Genomic DNA, 11,499 nt, shown 5'->3' on the forward strand with positions numbered 1-11,499 from the left:
GCGCCCACCGATGGCGAGGAAGGATCAAGAAAGTCGGCTTTGAGATCGCACGCCCAGTGGTTGTGAACGTCACCACTCAGCACCACCAGGCCGCCCGCCGCGGCCAGGATGCGGGCGCGCTCGGCAGGATGGCCGTCCCAGCTGTCCAGGCGCAGGTTCGGCGCGGGGCCGGGGACGAAGCGACGGGCGAAGAAGAGCGGCTGCACCAGCACCTTCCAGCGGACCGGGGTCGTGGTCAGGCGCGACAGCAGCCACTGCTCCTGCGCGGCGCCGAGCATCGTGGCGGCGTCGCGGTACTGCCGCACGTCCAGCAGCATGAAGTCGGCCACCCGGCCGTAGGTGCGCCGCCGGTACATCTGCAGCGCGCCCGCCTCGGGACGGACGCGTAAGGGCAGGTGCTCGTAGTACGCCTGGTAGGCGGCGGCCCGGCGGCGCAGGAAGGCGGCGGAACCGTCGCCCCTGCCTCGGTAGTTGTCGAGCACCTCGTGGTCGTCCCAGGTCGTGACCCAGGGGGCGGCGGCGTGGGCGGCCCGCAGATCGGGGTCGGACTTGTAGCGGGCGTAGCGGGCACGGTAGTCGGCCAGCGTGACCGCCTCACCCGGCCGGTCCAGGCGCCGTACCGGGTCGGCGGCCTGCCGGCTCTCGTAGATGTAGTCGCCCACGTGGAAGACCACGTCGGGGCGCTCGTCCGCCAGGTGTCTCAGGGCGGTGTAGCGGCCGTGCTCGTAGCGCTGGCAGTTGGCCACGGCGAAGCGTACGAGATCGGATGAGGCGGGGTCGGCGGCCGTCTTCGTGCGTCCCACGGCGCTGAGGTCGGCGCCCGCGCGGAACCGGTAGAAGTACTCCGTGCCCGGCCGCAGGGCCGCCACCCGCACGTGCACGCTGTGCGCCCACTCGGGCAGCGCCCGCGCCGTGCCCTGCTGCACGATCTTGGTGAACCGTTCGTCCGCGGCGAGCTGCCACCTGACCTCGACCGCCCGGCCGGGCACTCCGGTCAGCCGGGTCCACAGGATGACGCCGTCCGGCAGTGGCTCCCCCGATGCCACGCCCAAGGTGAAGGGGTTGGCCATGCGTTCAATGGTGACTCACAACCGCTCCACGATGGTGACGTTCGCCTGACCTCCCCCCTCGCACATCGTCTGCAGCCCCCAGCGCCCGCCGGTGCGCTCCAGCTCGTGCAGCAGCTTCGTCATCAGCACCGCGCCGGTCGCGCCGAGCGGGTGGCCCAGGGCGATCGCGCCGCCGTTGGGGTTCACGACCGCCGGATCGGCGCCGCTCTCCTTGATCCACGCCAGCGCCACGGAGGCGAACGCCTCGTTGATCTCGATCACGTCGAAGTCGCCGATGCACATGCCCGTCCTGCCGAGCGCGTGCGCGGTCGCGGGGATGGGCGCCGACAACATCTCGATCGGGTCGCCGCCGCGCGCCGACAGATGATGCACGCGGGCGCGCGGGGTCAGCCCATGCTCCTGTACGGCTCGCGCCGACGCCACCAGCAGCGCGGCGGCGCCGTCGGAGATCTGGGAGGCCAGGGCTGCGGTCAGCCGTCCGCCGTCGAGCAGCGTCTTCAGCCCGGCCATCTTGGCGGCGGTGGTGTCGCGGCGCGGTCCCTCGTCCACGGCGGCGCCCTCGTAGGGAACGATCTCGCGGGCGAAGTGGCCGGCGTCGATGGCGTGGATCGCGCGGTGGTGGGAGGTGAGGGCGAACGCTTCCATGTCTTCCCTCGCCACCTCCCACTTTTTCGCGATTTGCTCGGCGCCGTGGAACTGGGAGACCTCTTGCGTGCCGTACCGCTGGGACCAGCCTTTGGAGCCGCTGAACGGGGTCTCGTGACCGAGCTCGCGGCCGGCCAGCATCGCTTGGGAGATGGGGACCATGCTCATGTTCTGCACGCCGCCGGCCACGACGAGGTCGCTGGTGCCCGACATGACGGCCTGGGCGGCGAAGTGCAGGGCCTGCTGGGAGGACCCGCACTGCCGGTCGACGGTGACCCCCGGAACCTCCTCGGGCAACCCGGCGGCCAGCCAGCAGGTACGGGCGATGTCCCCCGCCTGCGGCCCCACGGTGTCCACACACCCGAACACCACGTCCTCCACGGCCGCCGGGTCTATGCCGGTGCGCTGGACCAGCTCCTTGAGCACGTGCGCGCCCAGGTCGGCGGGGTGGGCGGCGGCCAGACCGCCCTTCCTGCGCCCGACCGGGGTCCTGACCGCACCGACGATGTACGCCTCGTTCATGCCCACTATCCTAGCAAGCGCTTGGTCGTTCGACCCAGTGCTTCCGGCCCACCGCAAGGGACCAACCCCACAAGCCCGGCCCCCACGGGCGAGCCCCACGCGGCCGGCGCCCCACAGGCCCAGCCCACAGGCCGACCCCCGCGCTGGGCGCCCCTCGGGGAACCCCTTCCGAGCGACCCCCGATCCGGGCAACCCGATCCGGAGACCCGGTAGGCCTCCCGGGTCGTAACGCGGAGGGCGTGCCGGACCGCGAGGTGAGTGCGCCCAGGAGTGCGGTGGGCGCAGGCGGGGGGCGGGCGCAGGCGGAGGTAGTCGCACCCGGAGGTAGTCGCACCCGGAGGCGGTCGCGCCCGGAGGCGGGCGCAGACGGGGGGCGAGCACGCCCGGGGGCCGGTGCGCCCGGGGTGGGCGATCCGGGGGTGGGAGGGGGTGAGTGGGGTGGTTGGGTGGGGTGGGGTGGAATCGGGTGGGGGGCTGGGTGGTTGGGGGTCTTGGGCGGGTGAGCTGGGCGTGTTACGTGAACAAGCGATTGTGCGAGGGCTCATAATGGAGGACGTGACAACGCGAAAGAACTCCGGCGCGACCGCCACCCCCGCCAAGCGCCAGCGCGCGACCTCGTCCGGCTCGGCCTCCGAGCGCCGTGACCACCTCGTGAAGCTCGCCGCGGAGCTCTTCGCGCGCAAGGGCTTCCAGGCCACGACCGTGCGCGAGATCGCCGACGAGGCCGGGATCCTCTCCGGAAGCCTCTACCACCACTTCGACTCCAAGGAGACGATCGTCGACGAGGTGCTCTCCACCTTCCTCGACGACCTCATCGCCCGTTACCGCGCCGCGCTCGAGTCCGGCGGCGAGCCGCGGGCCGTGCTCTCCGAGATGGTGCGCATCGGCTTCGGCACGCTGGAGCCCCACCGCGCCGCGATCACCGTCATGCAGAACGACTGGAACTACCTGCGCCAGTTCGAGCGCTTCAACTACCTCGTCAAGGCCGAGGACGAGGTCGAGCAGATGTGGGTGGCGCAGATCAAGGCGGGCCAGGCGGCGGGGCAGTTCCGCGGCGACGTCGATCCCAAGCTCACCTACCGGATGATCCGCGACACGATCTGGGTGGCGGTGCGCTGGTTCCGGCCCGGCGGCAGGCTCAACACGACGGGCCTGGCCGAGCACTACATCACCGTGCTGTTCGACGGCCTGGCCACGGGCGAGCGCACCACGCAGAAGGCATGAGCCTCCGCAAAGCCGTCCGCTTGGCGCTGCAGGAGGTGGCCGACGCCGCCAAGGCGCCGCAGATGCAGCGCTACATGAAGTCGGAGATGCCGTTTCTCGGGGTGTCGGCCGGGCCCCGCCGTACCGCGCTGAAGAGGGTTTTCGCCGCGCATCCGCTGGACGGCGCGCCCGAGTGGCGGCGGGCGGTGCTGGAGCTGTGGCGTGAGGCGGAGTTCCGCGAGGAGCGCTACGCCGCGATCGAGCTGTCCGGCTACCACCTCTACCGCGAGCACCAGACGCTCTACACGGTGCCGATGTACGAGGAGATGGTGGTCACCGGCGCCTGGTGGGACCTGGTGGACGAGATCGCCACCCACCGGGTCGGCGGGCTGCTGGCGGCCTTCCCCGACTCGATGCGCCCGCTCATGCTGCAGTGGGCCGGCCAGCCGGATCTGTGGAAGCGCCGGACGGCGATCCTGTCGCAGAACCGGTTCAAGCAGCGCACCGACACCGCCCTGCTGTTCGCGTGCATCGAGCCGAGCCTGTCGGACAACGACTTCTTCGCCCGCAAGGCCATCGGCTGGGCGCTGCGCGAGTACGCGAAGGTCAGCCCGCGCGAGGTGGTGCGCTACGTCCAGGCCAAGGGCATCTCCGGCCTGAGCCGGCGCGAGGCGCTCAAGAACATCGCTAGCGAGTCCACAACGCCTCCTGCACCGCCTGCACCAGGGCCATCAGCCCAGGTGTGACGCCTTCGCCGCGCCAGGCCAGTCCGTAGGTCAGGCGCAGGTCGGCCCCTTCCAGCGGGACGAACCTGACGTCCTCCCTCCGCACGGTCCTGGCCACGAGCTGCGGGATCGGCAGCAGCCCGGCCCCGGCGGCGACCAGGTCGAGGGCGGCGGCGTAGTCGTCCTCGGCCACCTGCCGATGCCGTCCCGGCAGCCCCGCCAGCCGCCCGCCGGGCACGAGCAGGTCCTGCCCGCTCAGTTGCTCGGCCAGCACCCGGTTACGCCACGGATGATCAGCCGGTACGGCCAGCCGATCCACCGTCACGTGAAACCGCGCCCCCGTGGTGAACCTGGCCGGGGCGGGAAAGGCGACGAGGGCCGCCGACACCCGCCCCTCGTCGAGCGCCTGGGCGGCGGCGGCCCGCCCGGCCGGGCGGAGCTCGACGGCGAGGGACGGGCCGCGGGCCGCCAGCCGCCGCACGATCCGCGCCGCCAATGCCCCGGCAAGCGGTGGATAAGCGAGATGGATGACGGCCTGGGTCAGCCGGGCCGCCTCGTCGGTGAAGCCGTCGACCGCGGCCAGCACCTGCTCGGCCTGCGCGAGCAGGGCCGCACCGGCGGCGGTCAGCCGTACCTCGCGGGCGCTGCGCTCGAAAAGCTGGAGGTGGAGGGCGTTCTCCAGCCGGGTGATGGCCTGGCTCATGGCGGGCTGCGACATGCCCAGGTCGGCGGCGGCCCGCGAGAAGCTGAGCCGCCCGGCCACGCGGGCGAAGCAGTGGATCTCCTTGAGCATAAGCAGCACAAATAGATAATGCATCACTGCGGAGATCGAAGGCACGATCCAGAGGTCTTCGTCACCGGCTTGGGAGCAGTGAAATGTCCACCGTGCTCGGATATCCCCGCATCGGCCCGAACAGAGAGCTGAAGCGCGCCCTGGAGTCCTACTGGGACGGGCGCACCACGCGCCGGGACCTTGAGGAGGAGGGCGCCCGGCTGCGGGCCGCCACCTGGGGCCGCCTGGCCGGGCTGGGGCTCGGGGAGCTGCCGTCCAACACGTTCTCGTTCTATGACCAGGTGCTCGACACCGCCGTGCTGCTCGGCGCGGTGCCGGAACGTTATCTCGCCGCCGAGGACCCCTATTTCGCCATGGCACGCGGCACCGACGGGCTGGCGCCGCTGCGGATGACCAAGTGGTTCGACACCAACTACCACTACATCGTGCCGGAGATCGGCCCTGAGACCGTCTTCGAGCTCGACGCCGCCAAGCCGCTGGCGGAGGTGCGGGAGGCGCGTGCGCTCGGCCACGAGACGCGGCCCGTGGTGGTGGGCCCGGTGACGTTCCTGTCGCTGTCCGGGGCGCTGGAGCGGCTGGAGGACGTGCTCGGCCCCTACGAGGAGCTTCTGGCCGCCCTGGCGCGCGAAGGGGTGGCCTGGGTGCAGCTCGACGAGCCCGCGCTCGTCACCGACCTCACGCCCGCCCAGCTCGACGCGGTCCGCGCCGCCTACGAAAGGCTCGGCGCCGCGCCCGAGCGGCCCAAGATCCTCGTCGCCTCCTACTTCGGCGACCTGGGCCCGGCCCTGCCCGCGCTGGCCGCGACGCCGGTCGAAGGCATCGGTCTCGACCTGGTCCGCGGGTCCGTGCCCGAGATCGCGCTGGAGGGCAAGACCGTCTTCGCGGGTGTCGTCTCCGGCCGCGACGTCTGGCGCACCGACCCCGGCCGCGCCCTCGCCAGGCTCCGGGGCGTACGCGCCGGCCGGGTCGTGGTGAGCACCTCCTGCTCGCTGCAGCACGTTCCCTACGACGTCGCCGCCGAGGACGGTCTCGAGCCCGCCCTCGTCGCCCGGCTGGCCTTCGCCGAGCAGAAGGTGGCCGAGGTGGTCGAGCTGGCCCGCCTGCTGGCGGACGGCGCCGCCGTACCCTTTGACGAGGTTCCCGTCGCGGCGGCGAGCGCCACCCATGAGGTACGGCCGGCCCGCAGCCCCTACCCCGTGCGGGCGGCGGCGCAGGCCGGGCACCTCAAACTGCCCCCGCTGCCGACCACCACGATCGGCTCGTTCCCGCAGACCGGCGAGCTGCGCGCGGCCCGCGCCGGCGTCGTGGCCGGCGCGCTGGCGGCGGACGACTACGAGAAGCTCGTCGAGCGCGAGATCGAGCACGCCATCCAGGTGCAGGAGGATCTCGGCCTGGACGTGCTCGTGCACGGCGAGCCCGAGCGCAACGACATGGTGCAGTACTTCGCCGAGCACCTCGACGGCTTCGCCGTCACCAAGAACGGCTGGGTGCAGTCCTACGGCTCGCGCTGCACCCGCCCGCCGATCATCCACGGCGACGTACGGCGCCCGGCGCCCATCACCGTGCGCTGGGCCACCTACGCGCAGTCGCTGACCGATCGCCCCGTCAAGGGCATGCTGACCGGGCCGGTGACGATCGTGGCCTGGTCGTTCGACCGCGACGACCTGCCGCAGCGCGACGTGGTGCTCCAGGTGGCCGACGCGATCGCCGAGGAGGTGCGCGACCTGGAGGCGGCCGGGCTCTCCGTCATCCAGGTGGACGAGCCGGCCCTGCGTGAACTGCTGCCGCTGCGCGCCGCCGAGCAGCCCGCGTACCTGGAGTGGGCGGTGGCCGCCTACCGCAGGGCCACGTCGGTGGTCGCCGACCGCACGCAGATCCACACGCACCTGTGCTACTCCGACGCCGACCAGATCCTGGCCGCGATCGACGGCCTGGACGCCGACGTCACCACCATCGAGTCGGCCCGATCGGGACGGCGCATCCTGGACGCGGTGAGCGGCTACGCGCGCGGTCTCGGGCCGGGCGTCTACGACATCCACTCGCCGCGGGTGCCGTCGGCCGACGAGGTCGAGGAACGGCTGGCCGCCACCCTGAAGGTCCTGCCCGGCGACCGGGTGTGGGTGAACCCGGACTGCGGCCTGAAGACCCGGACGTACGCGCAGGTGGAGGCGTCGCTGGGCAATGTGGTCGAGGCGGCCCGCCGCGTGCGCGCCACGCTCTGACGGGGCTCAGCCGGTGGCGTGGAGGCGCCGGAAGTCGTCGAGGTTCTGGCGGTAGTGGGCCAGGTCGGCTTCCAGCGCCTCCCGGGTGAAGCGTTCGGGGTTCTCGCGGTGGACGGTTCTGCCCGCCGGGGTCCAGAAGGCGTCGGCGGGCGCGCGGTCGGCGCCGATGGGGACGAAGCGGAGGGCTTCGGCCACCGCGTCGGCCGCCAGCTCCCATCCGGCGACGACGCTCTCGTAGGCGTCGTCGCCGCCGGGCCCCGCGGCGAACTCGAGGTCCACGGCGAGGGCGCGGCGCGCGAGGGCGCCGGCGACGACCACCCACAGCCCGGCGGGCATCATGCGGGGGATTGCGGGGCCGAAGCGCAGCTCGTTCTGGCGCGCGACCCGCTCCCCCTCGTAGGACACCTCGACCTCGATCGTGCCCAGGCGCAGCGTCCAGGCGTCCTCGCCCGCCTCGGGTTCCGACGTCTCGCCGCCTTCGGGGACGGCCAGGTCGAGGTAGACGTAGCCCTCGGCCAGCGATCTGGCCCGCTCAGGCATACTCGGCCACCAGGTTCCGGTAGGTGTCCCTGACGATGAGCAGGCGGTCGAGGTCGAACCGGCCGGGCTCGCGGGCCAGCAGCTCGAGCCCGCGATCGGACCAGAAGGCCGTCTCCGGCACCGTGTCGTCGCCGGGGCGGATGAACTTGACGACCTCCTCGACGGCGGCGGCGGCGATCGACAGCGCCCTTCTGGCCTCGGCGGAGTCGTCCACGGGCACGTTGCCCGCGCTCAGGTCGGCCACCCACAGCCATTCGCCGGCGTCGAGCAGCTCCGACGGCTCGGGGCCGCCGAAGGTCGGGTAGCCGGCCGGGATGACGGGCCGCGCGGGCAGGCCGAACAGGAACTCGCGCTCGGCGCCGCAGCCCTGGCAGCGCCCGGCGTAGCGGTCGGCGCGCTCGCCCTCGGCCTCCACCAGCCCCCGGCTCCAGGTCGTCTCGACGGAGCCGCACCGCTCGCACGGGTTCAGGTCGAGGTAGAGGTGCGCCTCGTCCCTCGTCCGCGCCACCGCGAATCCCATGGCCGTCCCTTCGTCCGCCTCCATCATGGCGCATCCACCCGATCGGCCGGGACGGGGAACTCCTTGTCGCGGTACCGGTACCCGCACACGCAGGGCTCGTCATCCGGGCACAGGCACTCGTAGAGGTAGTAGCCGGTGCCGTTGGCGAGCCGGCGGGCGTGCTGGGCCCGGTCGGTCGGCGGCGTGCCGCCGTCCAGGAGCTCGCGGATCGACTGGACGACGGAGACGCGCTCGTCGACGCGCCCGCGCCCGTCGACGAGCCTGACCAGTGCCTCGTCGAGCTCGGACGGAAGCCGGCCGCGCAGGTGCGGGCCGTCGCCCACGCCCAGCGAGTTCGCCATCTCCACGAGCACACGCAACCGCGCCGGTCTCTGGTACGGCGTGGCCGCGTCGACCTGGCGCACCGCCTCCCGCAGCCGGGCGATCGCCTTGTGGTCCTCCACGGACAGCGTGGTGGGGGCGGTGGCCGGGTCGGCGGGCGGGTCGCGCCTGAGCATGGGGGCGCCGGCGGGCACACCCTGCAGCGCGACGATCAGGCCGGACGCCGCTCCTGCGGCGGCGCGCTCGATGGCGCCGAACGAGCCGAGCGCGGCCACGTGCAGGCGCGCGACGCCTCGGTGGACGTTCACGGTGAGCGGCTCGCCGCGGGTGGCCCGGTGGGAGGTCAGCTCGACGGCGAGCGGCGGCTGCCCTGGGAGGACGAGGTCGAGGAGGGCGTCGCCGTACACCTTGACCTCGGCCCCGGCCTGTTCCGCGGCGCGGGCGGCGGCCGCGGCGGCGGCCCGGACGGGCGGGATCGCGGGCAGGCCGAAGACCGAGTACAGCGCGTTGACGTGGACGGGCGCGAGCTGTCCCGCGCGGGCGGCCAGGATCAGGCGGGTGCGCGCGCTGCCCTGGAACATGCCGGCCTTGAGCCCGGCCTGTTCCGCTGCCGCGCGCAGCTCGTTCTCGCGCTGGGCGCGCAGCGGCTTGGGGGCGTCGGCGAGCGCCCGTACCGCGGTCCTGACGCGCACGAGCGCGGGGACGTCGTCGGCGCCGATCGCCGGGTCGGCCGGGAGGGCGCGGTCGTTCATGATGCCGCCCGGGGGCAGCCCCGCGGTCTGCTCGGCGATCCGCGTGGCGGTCGTGAGCAGGACGTCGGTGGCGTTGAAGGCGGAGACCTCCAGCACGAGCCGGCCGGGCAGGCCGAGGCTCGGGTAGGCGTCCACCTGGCCGGGCGGGACGTCGGACTTGGAGACCAGCAGTTCCATGCTGCCGCCCGGCCACTCGACGGTGAAGCGGCCCGGTCCCGCCGGGGTGATCGAGGTGACGCCCGCGGCGTTGGCCAGGCGGTCCAGCCCGCCCGGCGAGGTGTCGAGCGCGCCGATCGCGGTCGCGGAGTCGACCACCGGGCCGGCGCCCGTGTTGAGCAGGTCGGCGATCGAGCCCTGGCGCGGCACGGTCTTCACGCGCGGGCCGTCGCCCCACGGCGGTGGCGGCGCCGGGTGGCCCCTGGCCTCGATGTCGGCGGCGATCGCCTCGATCGCCTGGGCCAGGTTGAGCTGGGCCACCGCGTCGGTGGCCCGGTTCCACAGGCCGGACAGGTGGGCGTGCTCGTGGAGGCGCGGGGTCAGGCAGTGGTCCTGGCCCTCGCGCAGGTGTTCGCTGGGCAGGAACGTGCGGACCACGCCCTGGACCCGGCCCTCCTGGTTGGCGATCTCCTCCTGAAGGGCGTGGCTGATCTCGTGCACCAGCGTGGACTCGACGGCGTACGGGTGCAGTCTCGGCCGGATCACCGCCAGGAGGGCGTCGTCCTGGGTGGCGCCGGTGGAGATCCGGGCGTTGTCGGCGGCGCCGGGGTCGCCGATCGTGAAGCGTACGTACAGGATGCCGTGCTTGGAGGTGACTACCTCCATGGTCTGGCCGTCGGCCAGCCAGCGCAGGGCGGTGACACCGCCGCCGAAGGAGCTCGGCGTGAGCTGGATGGCCTTCAGCTCGTCGTGGTCCAGGTCGGGCATGGAGGCCGGGCGGGCGTCGAGGGCGAACGGCGAGCCGGGCAGGGCGGGAGACGGCGCGGACGGGCCGGGGGTTCCCGGCGCGGACGTGGCGGACGGCGCGGACGGACCGGGCGAGGCCTGGGCGGCGCTGCCGGCCGCGGGAGACCCGGCGGCGGGGGACCCTGAGGCGGGCTTCGCGGAGGCGGGCGGGAACGCCGGAGCGGGGGTCTCGTACGAGATCTTGCGGTTGTCCAGCTCGGCCCGGATCTTGTCCGACAGCGTGCCTTCCACGGGTGAGGTGTGGAAGAGGTGACGCAGGTCCACGTTGTGGTCGCGGGCGATCTGGACGAGGTGGTCGGGCACGGTGCCGAACGCTTCGGCGAACCCGAGGTCCCGCTCGTCACTGCGGACGCTGCCGTCGGGCCCGACCAGGTAGCCGCGCACGGTGCCGTCGTGCTCGGTCACCGTGAGATGGATGGAAACCTGCTCATCGAAGGCCTTCCGCCTGGCATCGACCAGCGGGCCGAGTGGGTCGGCGGCCGTGGCCTGCTTGTGCGTGGACACCGTGCCGTCAGCCGCCGGGGCCGGAGTGAAGGCCCAGCCCGACCCGAGCGGCACGCCGGCTTCGACGTCGGCCATCATGGCCGCGTAGTCGCCCTCGAACATGGCGACGACGACGGTGGCGGTGCCCACGTTGGGGATCTCGTCGCGTTTGCCGTACTTCACGCGCCCGCGGATGCTCCGCTTGACCCGCGTCAGCGTCGCGTCGTAGGCGACGTGGAGCTCCACCTTGATCAGCTTGCCGCGCTGGTTGTCGGTGCCCTCGTCCCGGTTGCCCAGCGACGTGGTGACGCGGTCGCTGGACTGGTCTCCGACGGTGTAGCCGCCCTTCAGTGTGGTCACGGCCTCGCCGCCACCGACACCCCTGGTGAGGGGGAAGAGCTGGCTGCGGCCCGTGGACCCGCTGGCCATCCGCTGGAAGCGGGCGATGCGGCCGAGTTCGCGCGCGTCCAGGGGGCCGACGACGACCGCGCTCACGTGCGACCGCGCCCTGAAGCCGAGGTCGACGGCGGCGCCGGAGCCCGTGGTCCGGTTCAGCCGCCCATTGTTCAGGCCGCCCTCGCCCGCCATACGGCTGAACAGGGTCGCCAGCGCCAGGTCGTTGATCAGCGCCTCGATCTCGTGCATGCGCTCGCGCAAGGCGCGCTTGCTCAGGTACTTCTTTTCGACCAGCGCGGCGCCGACGTTCGTGGTGATCGTGTCGTCGGTGAGCAGCGTCTCGG

9 protein-coding genes are annotated in these 11,499 nt (G+C 72.9%); 3 read left to right on the forward strand and 6 right to left on the reverse strand.

All coding sequences use genetic code 11. From position 1 onward, the window contains the following. Both ACFWY5_RS57495 and ACFWY5_RS57500 read right to left on the reverse strand, forming a co-directional pair. On the reverse strand, window positions 1–1,070 hold a 1,070-nt coding region (locus ACFWY5_RS57495; protein WP_379640321.1), incomplete at its 3' end, for an alkaline phosphatase D family protein. 15 nt (window positions 1,071–1,085) lie between these two features. Next, window positions 1,086–2,237, reverse strand: a complete 1,152-nt coding sequence (locus ACFWY5_RS57500) for an acetyl-CoA C-acetyltransferase (RefSeq protein ID WP_379640322.1) — start codon at window positions 2,235–2,237, stop codon at window positions 1,086–1,088. Window positions 2,238–2,783: 546 nt separating this feature from the next. On the opposite strand from ACFWY5_RS57500, the gene ACFWY5_RS57505 reads away from it, so the two are divergent. Both ACFWY5_RS57505 and ACFWY5_RS57510 read left to right on the forward strand, forming a co-directional pair. Next, complete coding sequence (locus ACFWY5_RS57505; protein ID WP_221340958.1) at window positions 2,784–3,461, forward strand: TetR/AcrR family transcriptional regulator; 678 nt, start codon at window positions 2,784–2,786, stop codon at window positions 3,459–3,461. Then, window positions 3,458–4,186 carry a DNA alkylation repair protein gene (locus tag ACFWY5_RS57510; RefSeq protein WP_379625082.1) on the forward strand — a complete coding sequence of 243 codons (729 nt, stop codon included), beginning with the start codon at window positions 3,458–3,460 and terminating at the stop codon, window positions 4,184–4,186. Before ACFWY5_RS57505 ends, ACFWY5_RS57510 begins: the two co-directional genes overlap by 4 nt. Here the strand turns inward: ACFWY5_RS57510 and ACFWY5_RS57515 are convergent. Beyond that, window positions 4,128–4,958, reverse strand: a complete 831-nt coding sequence (locus tag ACFWY5_RS57515) for a LysR family transcriptional regulator (protein WP_379640326.1) — start codon at window positions 4,956–4,958, stop codon at window positions 4,128–4,130. The genes ACFWY5_RS57510 and ACFWY5_RS57515 overlap by 59 nt on opposite strands. Window positions 4,959–5,041: 83 nt before the next feature. On the opposite strand from ACFWY5_RS57515, the gene metE reads away from it, so the two are divergent. Beyond that, a complete protein-coding gene (metE, locus tag ACFWY5_RS57520; protein WP_379640323.1) occupies window positions 5,042–7,180 on the forward strand; it encodes a 5-methyltetrahydropteroyltriglutamate--homocysteine S-methyltransferase in 2,139 nt (712 codons plus the stop codon). Window positions 7,181–7,186: 6 nt separating this feature from the next. On the opposite strand, the gene ACFWY5_RS57525 is transcribed toward metE, so the two are convergent. The 3 genes from ACFWY5_RS57525 to ACFWY5_RS57535 form a co-directional block, all read right to left on the reverse strand. Beyond that, the gene (locus tag ACFWY5_RS57525) at window positions 7,187–7,720 is read right to left on the reverse strand and encodes a hypothetical protein (RefSeq protein WP_379640324.1); all 534 of its coding nucleotides are present in this window, start codon (window positions 7,718–7,720) and stop codon (window positions 7,187–7,189) included. After that, window positions 7,713–8,267, reverse strand: a complete 555-nt coding sequence (locus ACFWY5_RS57530) for a hypothetical protein (protein ID WP_379625076.1) — start codon at window positions 8,265–8,267, stop codon at window positions 7,713–7,715. The genes ACFWY5_RS57525 and ACFWY5_RS57530 overlap by 8 nt, the downstream gene beginning before the upstream one ends. After that, a partial coding sequence (locus ACFWY5_RS57535; protein ID WP_379640325.1) for a hypothetical protein occupies window positions 8,264–11,499 on the reverse strand: 3,236 nt, incomplete at its 5' end. The genes ACFWY5_RS57530 and ACFWY5_RS57535, both read right to left, overlap by 4 nt.

This window comes from Nonomuraea sp. NPDC059007 (genome assembly GCF_042740555.1).
Lineage (GTDB): Bacteria > Actinomycetota > Actinomycetes > Streptosporangiales > Streptosporangiaceae > Nonomuraea.